Annotated in this window: 27 protein-coding genes, 4 tRNA genes and 1 other annotated feature; of the genes, 22 read left to right on the top strand and 9 right to left on the bottom strand. The window is 57.6% G+C overall.

The window, feature by feature from the left end; translation table 11 throughout:
* Positions 1 to 5 precede the first annotated feature (5 nt).
* Together chbR and chbG are read left to right on the top strand one after the other, a co-directional pair.
* Entirely contained in the window at positions 6 to 854 is an 849-nt protein-coding gene (gene chbR / locus ACUTSC_RS16345; protein ID WP_060425318.1) for a transcriptional regulator ChbR, read from the top strand.
* Positions 855 to 1,002: 148 nt separating this feature from the next.
* Positions 1,003 to 1,764: a chitin disaccharide deacetylase gene (chbG, locus tag ACUTSC_RS16350; RefSeq protein WP_213873706.1), complete on the top strand. Its 762-nt coding sequence runs from the start codon at positions 1,003 to 1,005 to the stop codon at positions 1,762 to 1,764.
* Positions 1,765 to 1,773: 9 nt separating this feature from the next.
* Here chbG and ACUTSC_RS16355 read toward each other — a convergent pair whose 3' ends face one another.
* Positions 1,774 to 3,153 carry an MFS transporter gene (locus ACUTSC_RS16355; RefSeq protein ID WP_197783742.1) on the bottom strand — a complete coding sequence of 460 codons (1,380 nt, stop codon included), beginning with the start codon at positions 3,151 to 3,153 and terminating at the stop codon, positions 1,774 to 1,776.
* A 243-nt stretch (positions 3,154 to 3,396) separates the two neighbouring features.
* Between ACUTSC_RS16355 and pncC the strand changes: the two genes are divergently transcribed.
* From pncC to luxS, 13 genes are all read left to right on the top strand, one after another.
* Positions 3,397 to 3,885 (top strand): nicotinamide-nucleotide amidase, encoded by a 489-nt coding sequence (gene pncC / locus ACUTSC_RS16360; protein ID WP_445653458.1) that lies wholly within the window; start codon positions 3,397 to 3,399, stop codon positions 3,883 to 3,885.
* 111 nt (positions 3,886 to 3,996) lie between these two features.
* The gene (recA, locus tag ACUTSC_RS16365) at positions 3,997 to 5,061 is read left to right on the top strand and encodes a recombinase RecA (RefSeq protein WP_004932541.1); all 1,065 of its coding nucleotides are present in this window, start codon (positions 3,997 to 3,999) and stop codon (positions 5,059 to 5,061) included.
* Between the two features lie 60 nt (positions 5,062 to 5,121).
* The gene (gene recX, locus ACUTSC_RS16370) at positions 5,122 to 5,634 is read left to right on the top strand and encodes a recombination regulator RecX (protein ID WP_043135802.1); all 513 of its coding nucleotides are present in this window, start codon (positions 5,122 to 5,124) and stop codon (positions 5,632 to 5,634) included.
* Positions 5,635 to 5,767: 133 nt separating this feature from the next.
* On the top strand, positions 5,768 to 8,395 hold the full coding sequence (gene alaS / locus ACUTSC_RS16375; protein WP_445653459.1) for an alanine--tRNA ligase: 2,628 nt from the start codon (positions 5,768 to 5,770) through the stop codon (positions 8,393 to 8,395).
* A gap of 252 nt (positions 8,396 to 8,647) precedes the next feature.
* On the top strand, positions 8,648 to 8,833 hold the full coding sequence (gene csrA, locus ACUTSC_RS16380) for a carbon storage regulator CsrA (protein WP_004091602.1): 186 nt from the start codon (positions 8,648 to 8,650) through the stop codon (positions 8,831 to 8,833).
* Positions 8,834 to 9,143: 310 nt separating this feature from the next.
* Positions 9,144 to 9,236: transfer RNA gene (locus tag ACUTSC_RS16385), tRNA-Ser, on the top strand.
* Between the two features lie 3 nt (positions 9,237 to 9,239).
* Positions 9,240 to 9,316 (top strand) — tRNA-Arg (locus ACUTSC_RS16390).
* A 197-nt stretch (positions 9,317 to 9,513) separates the two neighbouring features.
* Positions 9,514 to 9,590 (top strand) — tRNA-Arg (locus ACUTSC_RS16395).
* A 53-nt stretch (positions 9,591 to 9,643) separates the two neighbouring features.
* Positions 9,644 to 9,720, top strand: a tRNA-Arg gene (locus ACUTSC_RS16400).
* Between the two features lie 175 nt (positions 9,721 to 9,895).
* The gene (gene yqaB / locus ACUTSC_RS16405) at positions 9,896 to 10,462 is read left to right on the top strand and encodes a fructose-1-phosphate/6-phosphogluconate phosphatase (protein ID WP_033637176.1); all 567 of its coding nucleotides are present in this window, start codon (positions 9,896 to 9,898) and stop codon (positions 10,460 to 10,462) included.
* Positions 10,459 to 10,887 carry a VTT domain-containing protein gene (locus ACUTSC_RS16410; protein ID WP_197766946.1) on the top strand — a complete coding sequence of 143 codons (429 nt, stop codon included), beginning with the start codon at positions 10,459 to 10,461 and terminating at the stop codon, positions 10,885 to 10,887. The genes yqaB and ACUTSC_RS16410 overlap by 4 nt, the downstream gene beginning before the upstream one ends.
* Before the next feature lie 82 nt (positions 10,888 to 10,969).
* Positions 10,970 to 12,532 (top strand): glutamate--cysteine ligase, encoded by a 1,563-nt coding sequence (gene gshA, locus ACUTSC_RS16415; RefSeq protein ID WP_197766945.1) that lies wholly within the window; start codon positions 10,970 to 10,972, stop codon positions 12,530 to 12,532.
* A gap of 166 nt (positions 12,533 to 12,698) precedes the next feature.
* Positions 12,699 to 13,214 carry an S-ribosylhomocysteine lyase gene (gene luxS, locus ACUTSC_RS16420; protein ID WP_019455133.1) on the top strand — a complete coding sequence of 172 codons (516 nt, stop codon included), beginning with the start codon at positions 12,699 to 12,701 and terminating at the stop codon, positions 13,212 to 13,214.
* Positions 13,215 to 13,280: 66 nt separating this feature from the next.
* On the opposite strand, the gene ACUTSC_RS16425 is transcribed toward luxS, so the two are convergent.
* Entirely contained in the window at positions 13,281 to 14,570 is a 1,290-nt protein-coding gene (locus ACUTSC_RS16425) for a CNNM domain-containing protein (protein ID WP_197766944.1), read from the bottom strand.
* Between the two features lie 42 nt (positions 14,571 to 14,612).
* Positions 14,613 to 15,404 carry a cytochrome C assembly family protein gene (locus tag ACUTSC_RS16430; RefSeq protein ID WP_004932506.1) on the bottom strand — a complete coding sequence of 264 codons (792 nt, stop codon included), beginning with the start codon at positions 15,402 to 15,404 and terminating at the stop codon, positions 14,613 to 14,615.
* A gap of 169 nt (positions 15,405 to 15,573) precedes the next feature.
* On the opposite strand from ACUTSC_RS16430, the gene ffh reads away from it, so the two are divergent.
* From ffh to rplS, 5 genes are all read left to right on the top strand, one after another.
* On the top strand, positions 15,574 to 16,935 hold the full coding sequence (ffh, locus tag ACUTSC_RS16435; RefSeq protein WP_141970871.1) for a signal recognition particle protein: 1,362 nt from the start codon (positions 15,574 to 15,576) through the stop codon (positions 16,933 to 16,935).
* 214 nt (positions 16,936 to 17,149) lie between these two features.
* The gene (rpsP, locus tag ACUTSC_RS16440) at positions 17,150 to 17,398 is read left to right on the top strand and encodes a 30S ribosomal protein S16 (RefSeq protein ID WP_004932501.1); all 249 of its coding nucleotides are present in this window, start codon (positions 17,150 to 17,152) and stop codon (positions 17,396 to 17,398) included.
* 18 nt (positions 17,399 to 17,416) lie between these two features.
* Entirely contained in the window at positions 17,417 to 17,965 is a 549-nt protein-coding gene (gene rimM / locus ACUTSC_RS16445) for a ribosome maturation factor RimM (RefSeq protein ID WP_019455135.1), read from the top strand.
* Positions 17,966 to 18,017: 52 nt separating this feature from the next.
* Entirely contained in the window at positions 18,018 to 18,785 is a 768-nt protein-coding gene (gene trmD, locus ACUTSC_RS16450; protein ID WP_004932485.1) for a tRNA (guanosine(37)-N1)-methyltransferase TrmD, read from the top strand.
* Between the two features lie 48 nt (positions 18,786 to 18,833).
* On the top strand, positions 18,834 to 19,190 hold the full coding sequence (gene rplS / locus ACUTSC_RS16455) for a 50S ribosomal protein L19 (RefSeq protein WP_019455136.1): 357 nt from the start codon (positions 18,834 to 18,836) through the stop codon (positions 19,188 to 19,190).
* Between the two features lie 142 nt (positions 19,191 to 19,332).
* Here the strand turns inward: rplS and ACUTSC_RS16460 are convergent, their stop codons facing one another.
* The 4 genes from ACUTSC_RS16460 to ACUTSC_RS16475 form a co-directional block, all read right to left on the bottom strand.
* A complete protein-coding gene (locus ACUTSC_RS16460; RefSeq protein WP_197766943.1) occupies positions 19,333 to 19,560 on the bottom strand; it encodes an ogr/Delta-like zinc finger family protein in 228 nt (75 codons plus the stop codon).
* A gap of 65 nt (positions 19,561 to 19,625) precedes the next feature.
* Positions 19,626 to 20,141 carry a lysozyme gene (locus ACUTSC_RS16465; RefSeq protein ID WP_038871806.1) on the bottom strand — a complete coding sequence of 172 codons (516 nt, stop codon included), beginning with the start codon at positions 20,139 to 20,141 and terminating at the stop codon, positions 19,626 to 19,628.
* Positions 20,125 to 20,346: an HP1 family phage holin gene (locus ACUTSC_RS16470; protein ID WP_197766941.1), complete on the bottom strand. Its 222-nt coding sequence runs from the start codon at positions 20,344 to 20,346 to the stop codon at positions 20,125 to 20,127. The genes ACUTSC_RS16465 and ACUTSC_RS16470 overlap by 17 nt, the downstream gene beginning before the upstream one ends.
* Positions 20,347 to 20,597: 251 nt before the next feature.
* Positions 20,598 to 21,362 (bottom strand): DUF481 domain-containing protein, encoded by a 765-nt coding sequence (locus ACUTSC_RS16475; protein WP_047728881.1) that lies wholly within the window; start codon positions 21,360 to 21,362, stop codon positions 20,598 to 20,600.
* Between the two features lie 506 nt (positions 21,363 to 21,868).
* Here ACUTSC_RS16475 and ACUTSC_RS16480 point away from each other — a divergent pair.
* Both ACUTSC_RS16480 and tyrA read left to right on the top strand, forming a co-directional pair.
* Positions 21,869 to 22,945, top strand: coding sequence for a 3-deoxy-7-phosphoheptulonate synthase (locus ACUTSC_RS16480; protein WP_197766940.1), 1,077 nt, complete (start codon positions 21,869 to 21,871; stop codon positions 22,943 to 22,945).
* Positions 22,946 to 22,948: 3 nt separating this feature from the next.
* Positions 22,949 to 24,070 carry a bifunctional chorismate mutase/prephenate dehydrogenase gene (gene tyrA / locus ACUTSC_RS16485; RefSeq protein ID WP_049273621.1) on the top strand — a complete coding sequence of 374 codons (1,122 nt, stop codon included), beginning with the start codon at positions 22,949 to 22,951 and terminating at the stop codon, positions 24,068 to 24,070.
* Between the two features lie 60 nt (positions 24,071 to 24,130).
* Here tyrA and pheA read toward each other — a convergent pair whose 3' ends face one another.
* Together pheA and pheL are read right to left on the bottom strand one after the other, a co-directional pair.
* A complete protein-coding gene (gene pheA, locus ACUTSC_RS16490) occupies positions 24,131 to 25,288 on the bottom strand; it encodes a bifunctional chorismate mutase/prephenate dehydratase (protein WP_197766939.1) in 1,158 nt (385 codons plus the stop codon).
* A gap of 42 nt (positions 25,289 to 25,330) precedes the next feature.
* Positions 25,331 to 25,457: a sequence feature (Phe leader region), on the bottom strand.
* Positions 25,409 to 25,456, bottom strand: coding sequence for a pheA operon leader peptide PheL (gene pheL / locus ACUTSC_RS16495; RefSeq protein ID WP_197767152.1), 48 nt, complete (start codon positions 25,454 to 25,456; stop codon positions 25,409 to 25,411). It overlaps the preceding feature by 48 nt.
* Positions 25,458 to 25,502: the final 45 nt, after the last annotated feature.

Consider the following 25,502-nt stretch of genomic DNA (forward strand, 5'->3'; position numbering starts at 1 on the left):
GCGCCGTGTCCGACAACCGAATTTCGCTGAGTGCGAACGACGTGAAGCTGATTCGCGAGCAGGATTTTTTTAACTGCAAAGATTTTCACCTGTTTATCTACAACAAGGTGGAAAGCGCCACCGGGCTGCATCAGCACGACTATTACGAGTTCACCATCGTACTGAGCGGCAAGTGCTACCAGGAGATCAACGGCAAGCGGGTGCTGCTGGAACGCGGGGATTTCGTCTTTATCCCTATCGGCTCCTACCACCAGAGCTTTTACGAGTTCGGCGCGACGAAAATCTTCAACGTGGCGGTCAGCAAAGCGTTCTTTGAAGAGCACTATTTGCAGCAGCTGCCGCGCTGTTTCGTCGCCTCGCAGGCCTACAGCCTGAGGAGCGAGTTTTTGGCCTATATCGAATCGGTGGTGAGTTCGCCGCAGTTTCGCGAGGATGATTTCGCCGAATTTCTCGAAACGCTGACTTTCTATGTGATCAGCCGCATTCGTCACTATAAGGAAGAAAACGACGGCGGCGATGATATCCCGCAGTGGCTGAAGAACACCCTGGCCGGCATGCATGACAAGGCGATGTTCGGCGAAAGGGCGTTGGCGAACATGGTGGCGCTGTCGGGGAAGACCCAGGAGTATCTGACCCGGGCGATGCGGCGTTACTACCATAAGACGCCGATGCAGGTAATCAATGAGATCCGCATCAATTTCGCCAAGACGCAGCTGGAGGTCACCAACTCTTCGGTTTCCGATATCGCCTTTGATTCCGGCTATGGCGATGTCAGCCTGTTCATTAAGAACTTCAAGCGGCTCACCGACGTGACCCCAGGCAACTACCGAAAAAAGTGCTACGGCCCTCTTTAGGGCCGCTCCCGATCAGTATCAACGCAGATATGCCGATGAGCTTCAGGCCGCCGGCCGGTTAATCATTCGATTTTTACCTTAGCGAAGGGGAATGCCGCGTCGGTCGGTCGGGCTTCCCTTGCCAAAAATCCATCTCGCGGGAGCCATTATGGAAAAACTACTGATCGTGAATGCCGATGACTTCGGCCTGAGCAAGGGGCAAAACTACGGCGTCATCGAGGCGTATCAGCATGGCGTGGTTTCTTCTACCACGGCGATGGTGAACGGCGGCGGCGCCCAGCACGCGGCGGCGCTCAGCCGGCAATATCCGGGGCTGCCGATCGGGCTGCATTTCGTTTTGACCCATGGCAGGCCGCTGGGCGCCATGCCTTCGCTGGTCAACGAGCATGGCGAACTGGGTAAATGGCTGTGGTGCCGCGCCGAGGCCGGCGAGCTGCAGCTGGACGAGGTTCAGGAGGAACTGCAGCGCCAGTTCGCGCGGTTTGTGACGCTGTTCGGCAGGCCGCCGACGCATATCGACAGCCACCACCATGTGCATATGCAGCCGCAGATTTACCCGCTGGTGGAGGCGTTTGCGCAGGCACAGGGTCTGCCGCTGCGTCTCGATCGCGAAGAGGCGAAACGGTGCGATATTGCGTTGCAGACGCCCTGCAGCACCGACGCGTTTGACGCGGGATTCTACGGTGAAATGATTTCCGAAGCCTTGTTCCTGCAGCGGTTGACGCGCGCCGACGAGCAGGGCGCCGAGTCATTGGAAATGATGTGCCACCCGGCGTTCCTCGACGCGACGATCCTGCAGAGCAAATACTGTCATCCGCGCCTCGTCGAGCTGGATGTGTTGACCGCGCCGACGCTGAAAGCGGCGATCGCCGAACGCGGTTTTATGCTGGGCTCCTTCCAGGATCTGTAGCGCCGCCGTTTACAGCATGGCGTGCGCCTTTTTCAGGCCGGTATCCTCTTGCGGATCGGCCCCCTGAGGCAGGGGCTCCATCTCCTGTTCCTCGGGCTGCGGCTCGTCGACATCGGGCGCCGCTTCCGGCGGCGGCATGGTGTCGTGAATGATCTGCTCATCGAAGGTCGGATTGAGCGCCGGCGACAGCGGCGAACTGGCGAGGCTGTCCGGCAGCGGAATATGCGGCACCGGTGCGTCCTGCGCCAGCTGAGGTTCCTCCGCTTTCGCCGTGCGGCTGAGGGCCGCCAGCAGCACGCCGCACAGGGCGAAGAAGGCGTACAGGATATTACCGCCAAGCGGCTCGATCAGCGCGCCGACCGCCAAGGGCCCGATGCTGGCGCCGACGCCGAACGCCATCAGCAGACAGGCGGCCAGTGAGACGCGGCGCTCCGGCTCAATCAGATCGTTGGCCAGCGCCACTACCAACGGGTAGAGCGTAAACTGCAGCATGCTGACGACAAAGCCCACCGCCAGCAGCAGCGGGAAATCGATGTGCGGCAGCAGCGCCAGCGGCAGCGCCGCCACGATCAGCAAAATAGCGTTGAGTCGCATCAGCAACGGGCGGCTATAGCGATCCGACAGCCAGCTGAGTGGGAACTGCGCCACCAGTCCGGCGAAGATGGCCAGCGCCATGAACAGGCCGGTTTGTTGAGTGGTTAAGGACTGCAGGCTGGCATAGACCGGCGCCAGCCCGTAAAACGAGCCCACCACCATGCCGATCACCAACGTGGTGGCCAGCACCTTGGGAATGGCGCCGACAAAGTAGCGCAGCTCCATCGGCGCCGGCGACATGTGGCGTGCATTGGTGCGGGTGGTGAGGGCGATGGGCACCAGACAGAGCGCGAAGCACAGCGCGATCACCAGCAGCGTGGTGATGCCCAGGTTGCTTTGCAGCATCAGCACGATCTGGCCCAGCGACATGCCGAGATAGGTCGCTGCCATATAGAAGCCGAACACCATGCCGCGCTGGTTGGATTCCGCCTGGTCGTTCAGCCAGCTTTCCAGCACCATGTACTGACACATCATGCACAGCCCGATCACCAGGCGCAGGGCGACCCAGGCGGGAATGAACTCCGTTAGGCCGTGCCCCAGCACCGCAGCGGTAATGATGCCGGCGCAGGCCACGTAGGCGCGGATATGCCCGACGCGGGCGATGAGAAAGTGGCCGACCTTGCCACCGATCACCAACCCGATGTAGTTGGCGGCGATGATGGCGCCGATCAGCGCGCTGCTGACGTGGATGGAGGCCAGTCGCAGCGAGACGTAGGTGGTGAGCAGGCCCGAGCCCAACAGCAGCAGCAGGGTGGTGGTGTACAACGGCAAGAATACGCCCAACGTTTTTTTCACGCTATCATCCTAATCTCTTCTGGTGCGCCCTGAGGCCGCCGCCGCAGCGTGCCGCCTCCGTGATGTTCCTTGTGCTGGTGCGCCGCCGCTCGCTGGGGCGCTTCTTTTGATACTAGCAGCTTGGCTGGGCGCTTAAAACCGCACCTCCTGCGAGGCGCTGCGCATTTCCACGCGTCGGCCGCCGCATCGCCTTGATAAATGCTACTATCGGGCGCATATACCTGAATTCGCGAGGGAGAGGTTATGAGTGAAAACCAACTGCGTCGGCTCAGCGTGCTGGTGGGGGAAAAACTGAAGGCACAGGGCCGCTGGATCACCTGTGCGGAATCCTGCACCGGCGGCGGTATTGCCAAGGCCATTACCGATATCGCCGGCAGCTCCGCCTATTTCGATCGCGGTTTCGTCACCTACAGCAATGCGGCGAAGCATGACCTGCTAGGGGTGCGCGAAGCCACGTTGGCGGTGCACGGCGCGGTCAGCGAAGAGGTGGTGCGCGAGATGGCGATAGGGGCGCTGCGGGCGGCGCAGGCCGATCTGGCGCTGTCGGTGAGCGGCATCGCCGGCCCGGACGGCGGAAGCGCGGAAAAGCCGGTCGGTACCGTGTGGTTCGGCTTCGCCGGCAGCGATGGCCGGGGGCTGTCGCGCATGATGCAATTCGAGGGCGACCGCGACGCGGTGCGGCTGCAGGCGACGATTTTCGCGCTGCAAACCGCCATCGACGAATTTTTGTAAATTAGGCTTGATACTGTATGACCATACAGTATAATTAGTGACATTTCCTGCACAACATACATTCAGTGGCAGTGTGGGGTAACACCGGCATTGCGAAACGAAGGAGCAAAAATGGCTATTGATGAGAACAAGCAAAAGGCGTTAGCTGCGGCACTGGGCCAGATTGAGAAACAGTTCGGCAAAGGCTCCATCATGCGCCTGGGTGAAGACCGTTCCATGGACGTGGAAACGATCTCCACCGGCTCACTGTCACTCGATATCGCTCTGGGCGCCGGCGGCCTGCCGATGGGCCGCATCGTTGAAATCTACGGCCCGGAATCCTCCGGTAAAACCACCCTGACGCTGCAGGTCATCGCCGCTGCGCAGCGCGAAGGCAAAACCTGTGCGTTCATCGATGCCGAGCACGCGCTGGATCCTATTTATGCGAAAAAGCTGGGCGTCGATATCGACAACCTGCTGTGCTCCCAGCCGGACACCGGCGAGCAGGCGCTGGAAATCTGTGATGCGCTGACCCGCTCCGGCGCGGTTGACGTCATCATCGTCGACTCCGTGGCGGCGCTGACGCCGAAGGCGGAAATCGAAGGTGAAATCGGCGATTCACACATGGGCCTGGCGGCACGCATGATGAGCCAGGCGATGCGTAAGCTGGCCGGCAACCTGAAAAACGCCAATACCCTGCTGATCTTCATCAACCAGATCCGTATGAAAATTGGTGTGATGTTCGGCAACCCGGAAACCACGACCGGCGGTAACGCCCTGAAGTTCTACGCTTCGGTGCGTCTGGATATCCGCCGCATCGGCGCCATCAAAGAGGGCGACGAAGTGGTGGGCAGCGAAACCCGCGTGAAAGTGGTGAAGAACAAAATCGCTGCGCCGTTCAAGCAGGCTGAGTTCCAAATCATGTACGGCGAAGGCATCAACAGCCGTGGCGAGCTGGTCGATCTGGGCGTGAAGCACAAGATGATCGAAAAAGCCGGCGCCTGGTACAGCTATAACGGCGAGAAGATCGGTCAGGGCAAGGCGAATGCCTGTAACTTCCTGAAAGAAAACCCGGCTATCGCCGCTGAGCTGGATAAGAAGCTGCGTGACCTGCTGCTGCACAGCGGCGGTGAACTGGTGGCCGCTTCCGGTGACGACTTCGAAGACGACGAAGCGGAAACCAGCGAGCAGTTCTAATCGCTGAAGATATGCGCCGCCGTTCGTGTGGCGCATATCCCATAAATTCAGGCTTGAATGATGAATGACTTGCTAAGCCGCGCCATGCGCCTGCTGTCGCAACGCGATCATAGTGAAGCTGAACTGCGCCGCAAACTTGCGGCGCAGCCGTTTGTGGCGAAAGCCCGTTTTGGCGGCAAGGGGCCACATGCGCCGGCATCACCGCCGGTGGCTGAAGAGCCGGTGGATCCTGCGCTGATCGAGCAGGTTATTGCCTACTGTTACCAGCATAATTGGCTAGACGATAAGCGTTTCGCTCACAGCTACATCGGCAGTCGCAGCCGCAAAGGTTACGGCGCGCAGCGCATCCGCAGCGAACTGATGCAAAAGGGCGTCGACAAAGCGCTGGTGCAGGATGCGCTGGCGGAATGCGATATCGATTGGTGCGAACAGGCAAAACAGGTGGCGCAGCGAAAATTTGGCGATGCGTTGCCAACCGACTGGAAAGAGAAAGCCAAAGTGCAGCGTTATCTGCTCTATCGCGGCTTCTTCCAGGAAGAAATTCAGTCAATTTACCGTGATTTTGCGCAATGAGCGCACACGGGGTTTTACTTCCCTCTGAAGAAAATTTATCTTATCCCCACTTTTTGTTCGTGAGCTGGTTGTCATCGTCGGGATGACGCGTCACCGGCTCACGTGTCGTTATTCTAGCCTTTCCAGGAAAATTATGAGCAAGAGCACCGCTGAGATCCGTCAAGCGTTTCTCGATTTCTTTCATAGTAAGGGTCATCAGGTTGTAGCAAGCAGCTCCCTGGTGCCTAACAATGATCCGACATTGCTGTTTACCAATGCCGGCATGAACCAATTTAAGGATGTTTTCCTGGGGCTGGACAAACGCGCCTATTCCCGCGCCACCACCTCGCAGCGCTGTGTGCGCGCAGGCGGCAAGCATAACGACCTGGAAAACGTCGGTTATACCGCGCGTCACCATACCTTCTTTGAAATGCTGGGCAACTTCAGCTTCGGCGATTACTTCAAGCACGACGCGATCAGCTACGCGTGGGAACTGCTGACCGGTGAAAACTGGTTCAACCTGCCGAAAGAGAGACTGTGGGTCACCGTGTATGAAACCGATGACGAAGCGTTCGACATCTGGCAGAAGCAAATCGGCGTACCGGCCGAGCGCATTATCCGTATCGGCGACAACAAGGGCGCGCCTTTCGCTTCCGACAACTTCTGGCAGATGGGCGACACTGGCCCATGCGGCCCGTGCACCGAGATTTTCTACGATCACGGCGATCACATCTGGGGCGGCCCTCCAGGCAGCCCGGAAGAAGACGGCGACCGCTACATCGAGATCTGGAACATCGTTTTCATGCAGTTCAACCGCCAGTCCGACGGCACCATGCTGCCGTTGCCGAAACCTTCGGTGGATACCGGTATGGGCCTGGAGCGCATCGCGGCGGTGTTGCAGCATGTGAACTCCAACTATGAAATCGACCTGTTCCGTACCCTGATCGCCGCCGTGGCGAAAGTGACCGGCGCGACCGATCTGGACAACAAATCTCTGCGCGTTATCGCCGACCACATCCGTTCCTGCGCCTTCCTGGTATCGGACGGCGTGATCCCGTCTAACGAAAACCGCGGCTACGTGCTGCGCCGCATCATTCGCCGTGCGATCCGCCATGGCAACATGCTGGGCGCGAAAGAGACCTTCTTCTACAAGCTGGTGGCGCCACTGATCGACGTGATGGGCCCGGCGGCCGACGAACTGAAACGCCAGCAGTCGCTGGTGGAGCAGGTGCTGAAAACCGAAGAAGAGCAGTTTGCCCGCACGCTGGAGCGTGGTCTGGCGCTGTTGGACGAAGAGTTGGCCAAGCTGCAGGGCGATACCCTGGACGGCGAAACCGCTTTCCGTCTGTACGATACCTACGGCTTCCCGGTCGATCTGACCGCTGACGTCTGCCGCGAACGCGGTCTGAAAGCCGATGAAGCGGGCTTTGAAGAGGCGATGGAAGCACAGCGCCGTCGCGCACGCGAATCCAGCGGCTTCGGCGCCGACTACAACAGCCTGATCCGCGTGGACGGCAGCAGCCAGTTCAGCGGTTACGATCACGACGAGCAGCAGGCAACTGTCATCGCGCTGTTCCGCGACGGCCAGCCGGTCGATCGGATCAACGCCGGCGAAGAGGCGGTGGTGGTGCTGGATGAGACGCCGTTCTACGGCGAATCCGGCGGCCAGGTCGGCGATAAAGGCGTGCTGAAAGCCGCCGGCGTAGAGTTTGTGGTCAACGACACCCAGAAATACGGCCAGGCAATCGGCCACCAGGGCAAACTGGCGCAGGGCTCGCTGAAGCTGAACGATCGCGTGGATGCGCAGATCGACGCTGAGCGCCGCAACAGCATCCGTCTGAACCACTCCGCGACTCACCTGCTGCACGCTGCGCTGCGTCAAACGCTGGGCGACCACGTCGCGCAGAAAGGCTCGCTGGTTAACGACAAATACCTGCGTTTCGACTTCTCGCACTTCGAAGCGATGAAGCCGGAGCAAATCCGCGCGGTGGAAGATCTGGTGAACCAGCAGGTGCGTCGTAACCTGCCGGTACAGACCGAGCTGATGGCGTTGGAAGATGCCAAAGAGAAGGGCGCGATGGCGCTGTTCGGCGAGAAGTACGATGATAACGTGCGCGTACTGACCATGGGCGACTTCTCCACCGAACTGTGTGGCGGTACTCATGCCAGCCGCACCGGCGATATTGGCCTGTTCCGTATTCTGAGCGAGTCGGGCACCGCGGCGGGCATTCGTCGTATTGAAGCGGTGACCGGCGCAGGTGCTATTGCCACGCTGCACCAGCAAAGCGATTTGTTGCAAGACGTTGCGCAGCTGGTTAAGGGCGACAGCAACACCCTGACCGATAAAGTGCGCTCGGTGCTCGATCGCACCCGCGCGCTGGAAAAAGAGCTGCAGCAGCTGAAAGATCAGCAGGCGGCGCAGGAAAGTGCGTCGTTGTCCAGCCAGGCAAAAGTGGTTAACGGCGTGAAGCTGTTGGTCAGCCAGTTGGACAATGTCGAAGCCAAAATGCTGCGCACCATGGTGGATGACCTGAAAAATCAATTGGGTTCGGCCATCATCGTGTTGGCAACGACGGCTGATGACAAAGTCAGCCTGGTTGCAGGCGTGACCAAGGATCTGACTGACCGCGTGAAAGCCGGCGAGTTGATCGGCAACGTGGCGCAGCAGGTAGGCGGTAAGGGCGGTGGTCGCCCGGATATGGCGATGGCGGGGGGGACGGATATCAACGCCCTGCCAGCGGCGTTAAACAGCGTAGAAGCCTGGGTGGCCTCGAAGCTGTGAACATAAATAAATAGCACGCACAAACGCCATAATACTTTGTTGATTATGGCGTTTTCATACTGTGCTAACACAATTTAGTTACAATTGCGGGAACAAAGTTTTTCAGGTCGGCTAAACTTACCATTATCTGAGGTGGGACCAAGTCTGCTTACACTTATTGTGGGTTGCGCGGCTTACGTTTTCACCACATATGATGGATAATGACGGGGAAACTGAGAGACCCGACTCTTTTAATCTTTCAAGGAGCAAAGAATGTTAATTCTGACTCGTCGAGTTGGTGAAACCCTCATGATTGGCGATGAGGTTACGGTCACTGTGCTAGGGGTAAAAGGCAACCAGGTGCGTATTGGTGTGAATGCCCCCAAAGAGGTTTCGGTTCACCGTGAAGAAATCTATCAGCGCATTCAGGCAGAGAAGTCTCAGCAGACGACTTACTGATTCCGAAGCAGCGTCTCGTTGCCAGACGAGACGCTACTGCATCGTTTTACCCACTTCTTTCGTTCTCCTCTCTCTTTTTCGTGATTATTTTCCCGGTTAGTTTTCTGCTTTGTTGCCACAAACGCTGCGGTTGCCTGTTGATAAAACGCCCTTTTTGCCGTGAAATCGCCCATGTTGGGTGCGAATTGTGCAAACGCGCATGAGTTGGGAAAAATTGTTTGACTTAAAAGTCGGAGAAAGTAATATGTGCGCCACGCAGTGCCGATGAGCTTCTCTAAAGCAAGTCAGGCACAATTCGAAAGAAGCGTATGGTGAGGTGGCCGAGAGGCTGAAGGCGCTCCCCTGCTAAGGGAGTATGCGGTCAAAAGCTGCATCCGGGGTTCGAATCCCCGCCTCACCGCCATTTGCATCCATAGCTCAGCTGGATAGAGTACTCGGCTACGAACCGAGCGGTCGGAGGTTCGAATCCTCCTGGATGCACCATATTTTCCTCATGTGTCGCGAAGCGAGAGTTTCAGACAGGTGACGAGCAAGAAAGTGCTCGAAGGAGGATAACATTGCTTAAGCAATGGCCCGTAGGGCGAGGCGCTAGCGCCGAATAATCCTCCTCGATGCACCATATTTTGCGGTATGGTGGGGTAGTAACAACGTACCATACGGTATCAAAAAAGAATTCCTGTGCATCCATAGCTCAGCTGGATAGAGTACTCGGCTACGAACCGAGCGGTCGGAGGTTCGAATCCTCCTGGATGCACCATTCTTTCCGTCATGCTTCGTTAGTGAAGCGGGCAAGCAGTAAAAAATAGACATGCATCCATAGCTCAGCTGGATAGAGTACTCGGCTACGAACCGAGCGGTCGGAGGTTCGAATCCTCCTGGATGCACCATCTAAGAGAAACCCGCTTCGGCGGGTTTTTCGCTTTTCAGCATTTAGCCATTCTCTCTCCCCCGTCCTCCTTTGCGTCCGATCGGGCACAGCACATTCCGTTATGACGCAGTCAGCGACAACCCAACGGCTTTACGCTAAAGTAGTTTTCTTTCCTCTACGATCATGGAGTAACGATGTACGACCGCTATCAGGGTCTTATTTTCGACATGGACGGCACGATTCTGGACACCGAGCCAACGCACCGCAAAGCGTGGCGTGAAGTGCTGTCCCGTTATGGCATGACGTTTGATGAAGCGGCCATGGTGGCGCTGAGCGGTTCACCGACCTGGCGCATCGCCCAGGCGATTATCGCCAGCCATCAGGCCGATCTCGATCCCCATCACCTGGCCGCGGAGAAAACCCGCGCGGTGGAAGCGATGCTGTTGGACAGCGTGCGTCCATTGCCGCTGATCGAGGTGGTGAAGTCCTATCACGGCCGCCGTCCGATGGCGGTCGGTACCGGCAGCGAGCACCGCATGGCGGAAATGCTGCTGCGTCATCTCGGCCTGTTCAACTGCTTCGACGCGATCGTCGGTGCGGACGACGTGCAGCGCCACAAACCGGAGCCGGACACCTTCTTGCGCTGTGCCGAACTGATCGGCGTGCCGCCGGAAAAATGCGTGGTGTTTGAAGACGCCGATTTCGGCATTCAGGCGGCGAAAAGTGCCGGTATGGCTGTGGTAGACGTCCGTACGCTGTGAGTAGTACGCTAGCCGTAATATCGTTATTTGGCAGTAGCTTCCTCAGTGCGACGCTGCTGCCGGGAAATTCAGAAATCGTTCTGGTCGCCTTGCTGACTCAGAATCGCGTCTCGCCGGAGTTGCTGGTGCTGGCCGCGACTCTGGGCAACACGCTGGGTGGCTTGACCAATGTCATTATCGGGCGCCTGTTACCGGCGTTGAAACCACAGCGGGGGCTGGCAACGGCGCTTGGGTGGCTGCAACGCTTCGGCCCGGCTGCGCTGCTGCTCAGCTGGGTGCCGGTGGTGGGCGATTTGTTGTGCGTGTTGGCAGGTTGGCTGCGCATGCCCTGGGGCTCTGTCGCGCTGTTTCTGTGTATCGGAAAGGCGCTGCGTTACATCGTTTTGGCTATGATAACGGTACAGGGCATCGCCTGGTGGCAGTAACCAAGTGAATATAACTCAATATTCTCTCGGGTGCGGATTCAGTATGCTTACGAGTTATTGTTTTTAGAAGCGGGAGGTCAATTTGATCCCGGACGTATCACAGGCGCTTTCTTGGTTGGAAGCCCATCCCCAGGCATTAAAAGGTATTCGTCGTGGCATCGAGCGTGAAACGCTGCGGGTCACGCCGAACGGCACCTTGGCGACCACCGGGCATCCGGAAAAGCTGGGCGCGGCATTGACGCACCACTGGATCACCACGGATTTCGCCGAAGCGCTGTTAGAGTTCATTACGCCGGTTGATGACAACATCGATCACCTGCTGACGTTCCTGCGCGATATTCATCGCTACGTGGCGCGCAATATCGGCGATGAGCGCATGTGGCCGCTCAGCATGCCGTGCTTTATCGAAGCCGAGCAGGATATCGAGCTGGCGCAGTTCGGTTCCTCGAACATCGGCCGCATGAAGACGCTGTACCGTGAAGGGTTGAAGAATCGCTACGGCGCGCTGATGCAGACCATTTCCGGCGTGCATTACAACTTCTCGCTGCCGCTGGAGTTTTGGCAGGCGTGGGCCGGCGTGCAGGACGCAGAAAGCGGTAAAGAGCAGATCTCGGCGGGGTATTTCCGCCTGATCCGCAACTATTACCGTTTCGGCTGGGTGATCCCGTATCTGTTCGGCGCATCGCCGGCCATTTGTTCTTCGTTCCTCAAGGGGCGCGAGACCAATCTGCCGTTCGAGCGCACCGAGCAGGGGATGTGCTACCTGCCGTATGCCACCTCGCTGCGTCTGAGCGACCTGGGTTACACCAACAAGTCGCAGAGCAATTTGGGCATCACCTTCAACGATCTGCACAGCTATGTGGCCGGTCTTAAGCGGGCGATCGCTACGCCTTCCGAAGAGTTCGCCAAGCTGGGCGTGAAAGAGGGCGATCGCTACCTGCAGCTGAACAGCAACGTGCTGCAAATCGAGAACGAGCTGTATGCGCCGATCCGGCCGAAGCGCGTGACCCAAAGCGGCGAGACGCCGTCGGACGCGCTGCTGCGCGGCGGTATCGAATACATCGAAGTGCGTTCGCTGGATATCAACCCGTTCTCGCCGATCGGCGTGGATGCGGTGCAGGCGCGTTTCCTGGATCTGTTCCTGGTGTGGTGCGCGCTGGCCGATGCGCCGGAGATGAGCAGCGATGAACTGCTGTGCACGCGCAAGAACTGGAACCGGGTGATCCTGGAAGGGCGCAAGCCGGGTCAGACCATCGGCATCGGCTGTGGCGCCAGCCATGAACCGCTCGAAAAAGTGGGCAAGGCGCTGTTCGCCGATCTGCGTCGGGTGGCGGAAGTGTTGGACGGCGAAGCCGGTAACCGTCAATACCAGCAGGTGTGCGATGAGCTGGTCGCCGCGTTCGATGACCCTGAGCTGACCTTCTCCGCGCGCATTCTGAAGGCGATGAAGGCGGAAGGCACCGGGCGCGTCGGGTTGCAGCTGGCGGAGCAGTATCGCCAGACGTTGCTGGAAGAGCCGTTGGAAATCCTGAACGAAGCCGAGCTGGATAAAGAGCGGGAAGCCTCGTGGCAGCGCCAACGCGACATGGAAGCCAATGATACGCTAAGCTTTGAAGCGTTCCTGAAGCAAAACGGCGGAAGCTGAAAAAGAAAAAGGCCACATCAATGTGGCCAAATATGCATCTCTGATGACAGGGATGATGATAACAAATGCGCGTCTTTCACATACTCAGACTCGCAGGGTTGGAAAAGGTTTCCCGGTTAGGAAAAAAAGTTTCGAAATAAATGCTCTTTTACGAGGAGGTAGCGAAATGCCATTGCTGGATAGCTTTACCGTCGATCATACCCGTATGGCAGCTCCGGCTGTCCGCGTTGCGAAAACCATGAAAACGCCTCATGGCGATACCATCACGGTGTTTGATCTGCGCTTTTGCCGCCCGAACCTGGAAGTGATGCCCGAGCGCGGCATTCACACGCTGGAGCACCTGTTCGCCGGCTTTATGCGTGACCACCTGAACGGCCAGGGCGTGGAGATTATCGACATCTCACCGATGGGCTGTCGTACCGGTTTTTACATGAGCCTGATCGGCGTGCCGGAAGAGCAGCGCGTAGCCGACGCCTGGAAAGCGGCGATGGCCGACGTGCTGAAAGTGACCGATCAGCGCAAAATCCCTGAGCTGAACGAATACCAGTGCGGCACTTACCATATGCACTCGCTGGAAGAAGCGCAGGAGATCGCCAAGCACATCCTGGATAACGACGTGGTGGTTAACCACAACGACGAGCTGGCGCTGCCAAAAGAGAAGCTGCAGGAACTGCATATCTAGCCGCGAGTTTCCCGCAGAGATAAAAAAAGACGCGATTTCGCGTCTTTTTTACGTTCAGGCCGGCGGTCAGTGTTGGCCGACGCTGGACTGCAGCGAGGTGATCGGCGTGACCCGCACCTGTTTGATCATGTTGCCCTGCACGTCGAGAATGTCGATATCGTAATGGCCGATACGCACCCGGGTGCCGATTTCGGGGATCTCTTCCAGCTCTTCCAGCAGCATGCCGTTGACGGTACGGGCCTCACTGGCCGGCAGGGTCCAGTTGAAGGCCTTGTTCAGCTCGCGCACGTTGGCGGTGCCGTCGATCAAGACCGAGCCATCGCTCTGCGGCGTGACTTCTTCCGCCAGCGTCGGTGACATCGAGGTGGTGAAGTCGCCGACGATCTCTTCGAGAATGTCTTCTACCGTGACCAAGCCCTGAATGTCGCCGTACTCGTCGACCACGATGCCGACCTTCTCCTTGTTGCGCTGGAACTTCACCAGCTGCACGTTGAGTGGCGTGCCTTCCGGCACGAAGTAAATCTCGTCGGCGGCGCGCAGCAGGTTCTCTTTGTTGAATTCTTTTTTCTCGGTCATCAGGCGGTAGGCTTCGCGCACGCGCAGCATGCCGATCGCGTCGTCCAGCGAGCTGCGATACAGCACGATGCGGCCGTGCGGCGAGTGGGTCAGCTGGCGCATGATCGACTTCCAGTCGTCGTTGACGTCGATGCCGACGATCTCGGTGCGCGGCACCATGATGTCGTTGACCGTCACCTTTTCCAGATCCAGCACCGAGATCAGCATGTCCTGATTGCGGCGGGAGATTTGCGATTGGGATTCGCGCACGATGGTGCGCAGTTCATCCTTGCTGACGGCATCGCTGATGCGCACGTTGGTGCGGATGCCGAACAGGCGCAAGGTCAGGCTGGTGATGCCGTTGAGCAACCAGACCAGCGGGAACATCACCTTTTGCAACGGCGCCAGCAGGACGCTGCTGGGGAAGGCGATGCGTTCCGGGTAGAGCGCGGCGAAGGTCTTCGGCAGCACTTCGGCGAACAGCAGCACGGCAAAGGTCAGTATGCCGGTTGCGATCGCCACGCCGAGATCGCCATACAGCCGCATGCCGACGATGGTCGCCAGCGCCGAGGCGAGGATGTTGACCAGGTTGTTGCCGATCAGCACCAGGCCGATCAGCCGATCCGGTTTTTGCAGCAGCTTCTCCACCCGACGCGCCGAGCGGTTGCCCTGTTTGGACAGGTGACGCAGGCGATAGCGGTTGAGCGTCATCATGCCGGTTTCGGAAGCGGAGAAGTAAGCGGAGACCACGATCATGATCACCAGGATAATGATGAGGGTCCCCGTCGACACATGCTCCAATGCAGTATTCCTTATAGAGAGGGAGAATTGAGCCGGGCTGGCTTAGCGCACCATCACCTGCTGAATCAGACGGCTGCCGAAGTAGGCGAGCGTCAGCAGGAAGGCGCCGGCGAAGCTGAACCAGACGACGCGGCGGCCGCGCCAGCCTTCATGGTAATGGCCCCACAGCAGCACGATATACACGAACCAGGCCATGATCGACAGCACGGCTTTATGCACGTTCTCTTTGCTGAACAGATTGTCCATGTACAGCAGGCCGGTGCACAGGGTGAGCGTCAGCAGCACCACGCCGATCTGGGTGATATGGAACATCTTGCGCTCGATGCTCATCAGCGGCGGCATGTCGGCGCTAAAGGTCAACTTCTTGTTTTTCAGAAGGTAGTCGAGCCAGGCGAGCTGCAAGGCGTAGAGCGCGGCGATGATCAGGGTAGCGTAAGAGAACAGCGCCAGGCCGATATGCACCATCAGTTCCGGGCTGGCTTCCAGGTGAGTGATGAACTCGCCGGGCATGAAGCTGGCGAAGGCCAGGTTGATCATCGCGAAGCTGTAGACGATCGGCAGCAGGAACCAGCCGCGGTCGCGCGAGGCGACGAAGGTCATCACCGAGCAGATGATCAGGCTGACGATGGAGCCAATGTTCAGCAGGCTGAGATTCTGCCCGGCGCTGACGTCAAAGATGCGCTGCTGCAGCGCGATGGCATGGCAAATCAGCGCCACCACCGCCGAGACGAGGGCAAGCCGACGGTATGCGCTGTTCTTCCGCAACAAACTGGGAATGATCAGTCCAAGGCTGAGCAGGTAGGCCATCAAAGCCACAATGGAGAAAACTGGCATAGCGTTTAATTTTGCTTCGGCGTGGTTAATTGGAGTGTCAGTATAACGTTGCGCGCGTTTCACTCCAACCTATCTCCAACGCTGAGGCAGAGATCCGCCGCGCTTCGTGTTATCATCGGCGCAATTGTGTCGCCGGAGCGGCCTGTCATTACACGTTGAGCATGAGACGATGTTTGAAAATTTAACCGATCGATTGTCGCGCACGTTGCGCAATATCAGCGGCCGCGGGCGGCTGACCGAAGAGAATATCAAGGAAACCCTGCGTGAAGTGCGTATGGCATTGCTGGAAGCGGACGTCGCGCTGCCGGTGGTGCGCGACTTCATCAACCGCGTCAAAGAGAGCGCGGTTGGCCATGAAGTCAACAAGAGCCTGACGCCGGGGCAGGAGTTCGTCAAGATCGTCAAAGGCGAGCTGATCGCCGCGATGGGCGAAGTCAACACCGAGCTGAACCTGGCGGCCCAGCCGCCGGCGGTGGTGCTGATGGCGGGCCTGCAGGGCGCCGGTAAAACCACCAGCGTCGGTAAGCTCGGCAAATTCCTGAAGGAAAAGCAGAAGAAGAAAGTGTTGGTGGTTTCCGCGGACGTTTATCGCCCGGCGGCGATCAAACAGCTGGAAACGCTGGCGGAAGGTGTCGGCATCGATTTCTTCCCGTCTGACGTCAAAGAAAAACCGATCGACATCGTCAATCGCGCGCTGCAACAGGCCAAGCTGAAGTTCTACGACGTCCTGATCGTCGATACCGCCGGCCGTCTGCACGTTGACGAAGCGATGATGGACGAGATCAAACAGGTGCACGCGGCGATCAAGCCGGTGGAAACCCTGTTCGTGGTCGACGCCATGACCGGCCAGGACGCCGCCAATACCGCCAAGGCGTTTAACGAAGCGCTGCCGCTGACCGGCGTGGTGCTGACCAAGGTCGACGGCGATGCGCGCGGCGGTGCCGCGCTGTCCATCCGTCATATCACCGGCAAGCCGATCAAGTTCCTCGGCGTGGGCGAGAAGACCGAAGCGCTGGAGCCGTTCCACCCGGATCGCGTGGCATCGCGCATCCTGGGCATGGGCGACGTGCTGTCGCTGATCGAAGATATCGAAAGCAAGGTCGACCGCGAGCAGGCGGAAAAACTGGCCAACAAGCTGAAGAAGGGCGACGGTTTCGATCTGACCGACTTCCTGGAGCAGCTCAAGCAAATGCGCAACATGGGCGGCATGGCCAACATGCTGAGCAAGCTGCCGGGCGCCGGCCAGCTGCCGGACAACGTCAAGTCGCAGATGGACGATAAAGTGCTGGTGCGCATGGAGGCGATCATCAACTCGATGACGCTGAAAGAGCGCGCCAAACCGGAAATCATCAAGGGCTCGCGCAAGCGCCGCATCGCGATGGGGGCCGGCATGCAGGTGCAGGACGTCAACCGCTTGCTGAAGCAGTTCGACGAAATGCAGCGTATGATGAAGAAGATGAAGAAAGGCGGTATGGCGAAGATGATGCGCGGCATGAAAGGTATGATGCCGCCGGGCTTCCCTGGCCGCTGATGGGCCTCCGCACGCCGAGTGCGGGCGCTTTCAGCATTCGCCGTTCGCGGTGAAAACCGCCCGAAATTTGACAGGCTGCAAAAGTTGTCCTCTGCGATCGACGCTTTAGATTGCTTTTTGCGCCAAAATGAGTAAAATTTTCGGGCTTTTTATATTGCAACCGGGCCCCGTCCCTCAATGGGGCCCGGCTGTTTTATTAACTAAAGAGGATGTTATGGTAACAATTCGTTTGGCACGTGGCGGCGCTAAAAAGCGTCCGTTCTATCAAGTAGTAGTGACCGACAGCCGCAACGCTCGTGATGGTCGTTTCATCGAGCGCGTAGGCTTCTTCAACCCGATCGCTTCCGGTCAGGCTGAAGCACTGCGTCTGGACCTGGACCGCATCGAGCACTGGGTTGGTCTGGGTGCAACCGTTTCTGATCGCGTTCACGCGCTGATCAAAGACGCTAAGAAAGCAGCTTAATCTGTCGCGGTGGTGGCAATGAGCAAGCAACTCAAACCGGTAGCGCCTAAGCAGCCGATTGTACTCGGTAAAATGGGGTCCGCTTACGGCATTCGTGGTTGGCTCAGAGTGTTTTCATCCACCGAGAACGCCGAAAGCATTTTTGACTATCAGCCGTGGTTTATCCAGCAGGCGGGTCAGTGGCAGCATATCGAGTTGGAAGACTGGAAGCGCCACAGTCAGGATCTGATCATCAAGGTCAAAGGCATTGACGATCGGGACGCGGCGAATCTGCTGACTAATCGCGAGATTATGGTGGATTCTGAGCAACTTCCTCCGCTGGAGGGTGACGATTACTACTGGAAAGACCTGATGGGCTGCCAGGTAGTCACCACCGCCGGCTACGAGCTGGGTAAAGTCATCGATATGATGGAAACCGGCTCGAACGATGTGATGGTTGTGAAAGCGAACCTGAAAGATGCGTTCGGCATGAAGGAGCGGTTGATTCCGTTTCTTCATGGGCAGGTTATCAAGAAAGTCGATCTCACTGCCCGCGTGATTGAGGCAGATTGGGATCCTGGTTTTTGACCCCCGGATCAAACGGTCGAAGCAAGTGGAATAACGGTAAGGGGATTGGCTTGTGTTCATCGGTATTGTAAGCCTGTTTCCTGAGATGTTCCGCGCTATCACCGATTACGGGGTGACTGGCCGGGCAGTAAAAAATGGCCTGCTGAGCGTGCAGTGTTGGAGTCCTCGCGACTTCACCTACGACCGGCATCGTACCGTGGACGATCGCCCTTATGGCGGCGGCCCGGGAATGCTGATGATGGTGCAACCTTTACGGGAAGCCATTCATGCGGCGAAAGCAGCGGCAGGCGAGGGAGCAAAGGTGATTTATCTGTCACCTCAGGGGCGCAAGCTGGATCAAACCGGCGTGTGCGAACTGGCGGCCAATCAGAAGATGATTCTGGTGTGCGGACGTTACGAAGGGATAGACGAGCGCGTAATCCAAACCGAAATTGACGAAGAATGGTCAATCGGCGATTACGTTCTCAGCGGCGGGGAACTGCCGGCGATGACCCTGATTGATTCAGTCGCCCGTTTCATACCGGGTGTGCTGGGCCATCAGGCCTCAGCGGAGGAAGACTCCTTTGCCGACGGATTGCTGGACTGCCCGCACTATACCCGCCCAGAGGTGTTGGAAGGGATGGAAGTACCGCCGGTTCTGCTGTCGGGCAACCATGCCGAGATACGTCGCTGGCGCTTAAAGCAGTCGCTGGGCCGAACCTGGCTTAGAAGACCTGAACTTCTAGAAAGCCTAGCTCTGACTGACGAGCAAGCGGTGTTGCTGGCTGAGTTCCAACGGGAACATCAGGCCAGGCAACAGGACTATGAAGGAAACGTCTGACATCAGACGGGACCGATATATCAGTTTACCTAGGGTAAGAGACATATTATGAGCAACATTATTAAGCAACTTGAACAAGAGCAGATGAAACAAGACGTACCTGCATTCCGTCCGGGTGATTCCGTGGAAGTGAAGGTATGGGTCGTTGAAGGTAGCAAAAAACGTCTGCAGGCATTCGAGGGCGTGGTTATCGCTATCCGTAACCGCGGTCTGCACTCTGCATTCACTGTTCGTAAGATTTCCAACGGCGAAGGTGTTGAGCGCGTATTCCAGACTCACTCCCCAGTAATCGACAGCATTACTGTTAAACGTCGTGGTGCCGTTCGTAAAGCTAAACTGTACTACCTGCGTGAACGTACTGGTAAGTCTGCTCGTATCAAAGAGCGTCTGAACCGCGTTAACTAACGCTGCATCCAAAAGTTAATAGTTATCAGGGGTTGGCTTTTGCCAACCCCTTTTTTTATCTGAAAATCCGGCTGCGTTGTATTTGCGAGATTTGACCGCGTTGTAGCGACATTAAAAAGCCTGCATCAGCAGGCTTTTTGCATTACAGCGCGGCGGCGCTTTGTTTAAGCTGATTCTCCGGCGGGTGCGGTTGCGCCGGGACAATGTCATCGCCGGGCTTGACGATCACCCGTGCAACGGATTCGTGCGTGGCGAACGTGCAGCTGCAGTTGATGTTGCGGCATTGATGGTAACGCTCTTTGGTCGACTCGCTCAGATAGCGACTGGAGCGAGTGTGGGCCACGTGACCGCAGAGTGGACAGTGCATCATAAGAACCCCCCTTGAACAAATTAAGTGAAATTGTTGTGGCATCACCACTTAGGCGAGCGAGCCCGTCATGATGAGGCAATGCCTTGCAAGCACAGTGCGCGTTCCGTGGCGCGTCGCTGTTCCAGCCCCTTGTTTTTCTTTCCGTTTACGTAAACCCAGCGTGGCAACTGATCGCAAGCCTGCTGCCACTGGCGCTGCTGCAGCAGCGTGACCAGCGTGGAGTGGCAGGCGGCGCTGATGCCCACGTTGAAGGCGAAGGCGATCACCGCGTCATAGGTTTCTTGTGGGAGCGTTTGCGGCAGGCAGGCGGCCATGCCACGCTCGGTGCGGCGAACATCGTCTACCAAATCCACAGCGGCTTGCCGTTCATCGATGGCCTGGCCCGGGATGACGCCGGCGGTGTGCCCAATGCCCTGTGTCCACACTCCGGCGCTGCACTGGTAAGGCGACAGGCGGCAACCTTCGAGATCGGCGATCAGCCTGAGGCCGGCTTCTGAGGTTTGCAGCTCGCCAAATGACGGTAACAGCACGGCAATGGCCAAAACGGCGGCGACGCTGCAGCGCTTAACGATTGCACTCATCGTAAAGTTTCCTCCGTGATGCCGCATTGCGCTCAATAGCCTTCAAGATCTGCAGGCTTTTACGACGGTAGTACCAGTTCACCAGAAACGTGCCGATGCCTACCGCCGCACCGACTAAAAAGGCAATGTCCTGCGGAGAGAGCCTGCCGAGCCAGGCGAGAAACAGCGCCATGGCGTAGGTGATGAATGAGGTAATTTTCTCCATAGCTTATGCTCGCTTTGTTTACAGCATCTCGGGAGCTGTGGTGGTCATCGATGCGTTACTGGTCGCTCTCTATCGAAATCCATCATGGCCCGAGGCTGTATAATAATTGCTGTATATGCATACAGTATTAAGCTATTTGCTAAAGTCGTCAATGGGCGGGATGAATATTTTTAGCAGATTGTGCAAAAGAGGGCGGCGGGCAGAAAAAAGCCCATCGATGATGGGCTTCGAGAAATTCTGGGCGGGGGAAGTTACAGGCCGTAGACCAGCGTGACTGAGGTGGTGGTATCGGTATTCTTAGGCGCTGAGGCCGGCGGTTTGCTGTTGTAGGTCACGGTGTAGGCCACGCGCAGTGAGAAGCGATCGTTGATCGCCACGTTCAACGCGCTTTCCGAGTTCAGCGTGGTTTCCTCGTTCGCCAGCGCAGAAACGCCCTGAATGAACTTGGTGTTGTCGGTCAGCTGATAGGAATAGTTGGCCGCACCGTAGGCCAGCCCTTTGGTCGAGCGGCCGCCGCCGTGGTATTCGTCATGGCGCACGCCGGGACCGAATTCTACCCGCAGATCGCTGAGCGGCCCGTTGAGGAGTTGGCGGCCGTAACCGCCGGTCAGCGTGGAGCGCGAGTCATAACCGTTGAAACGGTCGCTCAGCCAGCTGGCCTGGCCGAACAGGTAGTTGCGATCGGTCAGGTTATAGCGCGTACGGCCACCGGCCTGGTACTTTTCGGACGAGCGCACGTTGGAGGAGGTGGTGTTGTTGGCCGCCCCCCACAGGCTATATGCCGCGTCGGTATTGAACCAGGTCATATTGGTGTTGGCCAACAGGGTGGAGCTTTGCGAGTTGCCGGACTGGGCGTTGTAGCCCGCCTGCACGTTGCCTTCGAACGGTTTCTTGGCGGTGGCCGGATCGTCCATCGCGGTGAAAAGCGTATTGTCGGCAAGGGCTGAAACACTGGTGAAAGTCGTTAAGCAACAAATATACAGCGGAAAAGCGCGACGAGCGCGAGAAGAGAGCATCTTGGATCCAGTTGTTAAGGGTGGTTATTGTTGATGACGGTCACATTATATCGGTTCACTTCGGCGACAAAAATAGCCGCCATTAGCTTAAGTTTTTAATTTTTATTCCTCATTTATTCGCTTTTCTTCTACTTAAATTCATCGCTTTCGGCGGCATTTCGTGCTGAGCCTGACGGTATCCGCTACTGTCCGTTCGTGGGCGCCGAGACGGGCGGTGTATCTTCCCTGTAAAACTAATTGTACAAATATGTTTACGATTGGGTGTTTTGGTTCGCAGGGTGCCTAGGCGCGTTTTGATGATCCTGTAATTTTATTATATTATTGATTTAAATGAATTTAATTGTATTTTATTGATGTTTTTATACATGTTTTTTTATAAGAAAAAGCACGGTAATTTTTTATTTACGGAAATTGGATTGAAATCTTTACATCGCGTGATAAGGTAGAGCCCTGAAACGCTCAATGTTCCATTTCAACGCATAACGCCAAACGACAGGAATAGCATCATGCAAAAAGACGCGCTCAATAACGTACATATCAGTGCAGAACAGGTTCTCATCACGCCGGAGGAGCTGAAGAACCAGTTCCCGCTTAGCGCCGACGACGAAAATGAAATCGCCACCGCGCGCAACACCATCGCCAACATTTTGCAGGGGCGCGATCATCGCCTGTTGGTGGTGTGCGGGCCTTGTTCGATCCACGATCCGGATGCGGCGCTGGACTACGCCCGTCGTTTGAAAACCCTGGCGGCTGACTTGAGCGATCAGCTGTATATCGTTATGCGCGTCTATTTTGAAAAACCCAGAACCACTGTCGGCTGGAAAGGTTTGATCAACGATCCGTACATGGACGGTTCGTTTGACGTTGAAGCAGGCTTGCATATCGCGCGTCGCCTGTTGCTGGATCTGGTGGGCATGGGCTTGCCGTTGGCTACCGAAGCGTTGGATCCGAACAGCCCGCAGTACCTGGGGGACTTGTTCAGCTGGTCGGCGATCGGCGCGCGCACCACCGAATCGCAGACCCACCGCGAAATGGCTTCCGGCCTGTCGATGCCGGTCGGGTTCAAAAACGGCACCGACGGCAGTCTAGGCACCGCCATCAACGCCATGCGCGCCGCCGCTATGCCGCACCGCTTCGTCGGCATCAACCAGGCGGGCCAGGTTTGCCTGCTGCAGACGCAGGGCAACCCGGACGGGCACGTGATCCTGCGCGGCGGCAAAACCCCGAACTACAGCGCCGAGCACGTTGCGGCCTGTGAAAAACAGATGCTCGAGGCGGGACTCCATCCGTCCTTGATGATAGATTGCAGCCATGGCAACTCGAATAAAGACTATCGCCGTCAGCCGGCGGTGGCCGGGTCCGTGGTGGAGCAGATCAAAGCGGGCAACCGTTCGATCACCGGCATTATGCTGGAGAGCCATCTGCATGAGGGCAATCAGTCTTCCGAACAGCCGCGTGCAGACATGCGTTACGGTGTGTCCGTCACCGACGCCTGCATCGACTGGGAGAGCACGGAAACGCTGCTGCGTCATATGCATCAGGAACTCGGCGCTGCGCTGACGGCACGCACGGGAGAAAAGTAAGTTATGGTGGCAGAACTGACCGCGCTGCGCGATCAAATCGACGAGGTGGACAAAGCGTTGCTGGATCTGCTGGCAAAACGCCTGCATCTGGTAGCGGAAGTGGGGGAGGTGAAAAGCCGCCACGGTTTACCGGTTTATGTGCCGGAGCGCGAGGCGGCGATGCTGGCCTCGCGCCGTCAGGAGGCGGAAAACCTCGGGGTGCCGCCGGATTTGATCGAGGACGTCTTGCGCCGCGTGATGCGCGAATCATACGTCAGCGAGAACGATAAAGGCTTTAAAACCCTGTGCCCGCAGCTGCGGCCGATCGTCATCATCGGCGGCAACGGCCAGATGGGCCGGCTGTTCAACCGTCTGCTGACGCTGTCGGGTTATCAGGTCAGGGTATTGGATCAGGAAGATTGGCCACAGGCGGAACAGCTGTTGGCCGACGCCGGCATGGTGATCGTCAGCGTGCCGATCCATGTGACAGAGCAGGTGATAAGCCGCCTGCCAACGTTGCCCGACGACTGTATTCTGGTGGATTTGGCGTCGGTGAAGAACCGTCCGCTGCATGCGATGCTGGCGGTGCACAACGGCCCGGTGGTGGGGCTGCACCCGATGTTCGGCCCGGACGTGGGCAGCGTGGCGAAGCAGGTAGTGGTCTACTGCGATGGCCGCCGGCCGGAGGCTTACCAGTGGTTGCTTGAACAACTGCAGGTGTGGGGCGCGCGGCTGCATCGCATCAGCGCGGTCGAACACGATCAAAACATGGCGTTTATTCAGGCGCTGCGGCACTTCGCCACCTTCGCCTACGGGTTGCACCTGGCGGAAGAGAACGTGCAACTGGAGCAACTGCTGGCGCTCTCCTCGCCGATCTACCGGCTGGAGCTGGCGATGGTTGGCCGCCTGTTTGCGCAGGATCCGCAGCTGTACGCCGACATCATCATGTCGTCGGAGGAAAATGTGGCGCTGATTAAGCGTTACTACCAGCGCTTCGGCGAGGCGATAAAGTTGTTGGAGCATGGCGACAAACAGGCGTTTATCGACAGTTTCCGCAAGGTGGAGCACTGGTTCGGCGATTACGCCCAGCGCTTCCTGGTGGAGAGCCGCACGCTGTTGCGGCAGGCTAACGACAGCCGGCAGTAAACGCGGGTGGTAAACGTAAAGGTAAGGGGTTCGGCTTGGCCGAACCCTTTTTTTATGGTTTCAGGATGGGTTGACCGGCACCACGGTGTCGCTCGGGTAACAGCCCAGTACCTTCAGCGAGCGGGTGATTGGTGCCAGATCGCGCAGCGCTTTTTGCATCGCGTCGGCACGCAGATTGGCCTGCACATCGATATAAAACATCTCTTCCCACGGATTGCCGTTGATCGGGCGTGACTCCAGCTTGGTCATGATGATGCCGTTGTCGCGCAGAACCAGCAGCGCTTCGACCAAGGCGCCGGATTGCTGACCGGTCGCCATGATCAGCGTGGTTTTGGACGGTACCTGCTCAGAAACCTCGATCGCTTTGCGCGCCAGGACGATAAAGCGGGTGATGTTCTGCTGCTGGTTGGCGAGGTTATGCTCCAGCACCTGCAGACCGTACAGTGCGCCACCGGCTTCGCTGCCCAGCGCGGCTACTTTCGGCGAATTCAGCTTGGCGACTTTCTCCATCGCGCCGGCGGTGCTTTCGGTGTATTCGATTTTCCAGTGCGGGAAACGGTTAAGGAACTGGCTGCACTGCTGGAACGGCTGCGGATGGCTGTAGACGGTTTCAATCTGGCTCAGATCGCTGTCGCCGGCCACCAGAACGCAGTGGTTGATCGGGTTGGTCAGTTCACCGACGATCGACAGACTGGTGTGCTGCAACAGATCGTACACCTCGTTAATCGAGCCGGAGCTGGTATTCTCGATCGGTAGAATCGCGTAGTCCGCCTGGCCGGTTTCCACCTGGGCGAAGATATCCTGAAACTTCTGGCAGCCACATTCGATCAACTGATCGAAGTGGCGGGCAGCGTATTGGCGCGCCGCCAGATGCGAGTAAGAGCCTTTCGGGCCGAGGAAGGCGATGCGGGCGGAGTGCTGGCTGACGGGATTGAGCTGGTGCTGCAGCAGCGCTTGTTGGGTCAGAACGGAGTCTTCAATGATCAGTTGGAACAGGCGAGTGACGTAGAAACCGTCCAGGTCGTAAGGCTTGGCGGCGGCGATCAGCGCATCCAGCAGATCGCGCTCGCGCTCTTTGTCGCGGATCGGGCGGTGAGAGTGCAGCTTGGTCTTGCCGACTTCGATCGCCAGCTCACGGCGTTCCGCCAGCAGGGCCAACAGTTTCAAGTCCAGTGCGCTAATGCGCTCGCGCAGCACCAATAACGGGTTGTCAGTCATAATCAGCTTCCGCCTTCAGTTCTTATTCGTTATAAAACAGCCATAAAAAAAGCCCCCTGTTTCCAGGAGGCCTTGTTGTTCGTCTTCGCATTCTTTCTCACACGACGAAACGCCTCCCAGTCAGGGGAAGGTAAAAAAGAATGCGAAGAAAAACGGTGTACGTAGCATGGTCTACCTAAGGTTGATGCGAACAGGTTTTAAAGTAACCGCTGGC

It is taken from the genome of Serratia sp. TSA_105.2 (assembly GCF_052692115.1).

Bases quoted from the DNA above. Each gene is read 5' to 3' on its own strand.
- chbG (WP_213873706.1), top strand. From the start codon at position 1,003: ATGGAAAAACTACTGATCGTGAATGCCGATGACTTCGGCCTGAGCAAG.
- pncC (WP_445653458.1), top strand. From the start codon at position 3,397: ATGAGTGAAAACCAACTGCGTCGGCTCAGCGTGCTGGTGGGGGAAAAA.
- recA (WP_004932541.1), top strand. From the start codon at position 3,997: ATGGCTATTGATGAGAACAAGCAAAAGGCGTTAGCTGCGGCACTGGGC.
- recX (WP_043135802.1), top strand. From the start codon at position 5,122: ATGAATGACTTGCTAAGCCGCGCCATGCGCCTGCTGTCGCAACGCGAT.
- alaS (WP_445653459.1), top strand. From the start codon at position 5,768: ATGAGCAAGAGCACCGCTGAGATCCGTCAAGCGTTTCTCGATTTCTTT.
- csrA (WP_004091602.1), top strand. From the start codon at position 8,648: ATGTTAATTCTGACTCGTCGAGTTGGTGAAACCCTCATGATTGGCGAT.
- yqaB (WP_033637176.1), top strand. From the start codon at position 9,896: ATGTACGACCGCTATCAGGGTCTTATTTTCGACATGGACGGCACGATT.
- luxS (WP_019455133.1), top strand. From the start codon at position 12,699: ATGCCATTGCTGGATAGCTTTACCGTCGATCATACCCGTATGGCAGCT.
- ACUTSC_RS16430 (WP_004932506.1), bottom strand. From the start codon at position 15,404: ATGCCAGTTTTCTCCATTGTGGCTTTGATGGCCTACCTGCTCAGCCTT.
- ffh (WP_141970871.1), top strand. From the start codon at position 15,574: ATGTTTGAAAATTTAACCGATCGATTGTCGCGCACGTTGCGCAATATC.
- rpsP (WP_004932501.1), top strand. From the start codon at position 17,150: ATGGTAACAATTCGTTTGGCACGTGGCGGCGCTAAAAAGCGTCCGTTC.
- rimM (WP_019455135.1), top strand. From the start codon at position 17,417: ATGAGCAAGCAACTCAAACCGGTAGCGCCTAAGCAGCCGATTGTACTC.
- rplS (WP_019455136.1), top strand. From the start codon at position 18,834: ATGAGCAACATTATTAAGCAACTTGAACAAGAGCAGATGAAACAAGAC.
- ACUTSC_RS16460 (WP_197766943.1), bottom strand. From the start codon at position 19,560: ATGATGCACTGTCCACTCTGCGGTCACGTGGCCCACACTCGCTCCAGT.
- ACUTSC_RS16465 (WP_038871806.1), bottom strand. From the start codon at position 20,141: ATGAGTGCAATCGTTAAGCGCTGCAGCGTCGCCGCCGTTTTGGCCATT.
- ACUTSC_RS16470 (WP_197766941.1), bottom strand. From the start codon at position 20,346: ATGGAGAAAATTACCTCATTCATCACCTACGCCATGGCGCTGTTTCTC.
- ACUTSC_RS16475 (WP_047728881.1), bottom strand. From the start codon at position 21,362: ATGCTCTCTTCTCGCGCTCGTCGCGCTTTTCCGCTGTATATTTGTTGC.
- ACUTSC_RS16480 (WP_197766940.1), top strand. From the start codon at position 21,869: ATGCAAAAAGACGCGCTCAATAACGTACATATCAGTGCAGAACAGGTT.
- tyrA (WP_049273621.1), top strand. From the start codon at position 22,949: ATGGTGGCAGAACTGACCGCGCTGCGCGATCAAATCGACGAGGTGGAC.
- pheA (WP_197766939.1), bottom strand. From the start codon at position 25,288: ATGACTGACAACCCGTTATTGGTGCTGCGCGAGCGCATTAGCGCACTG.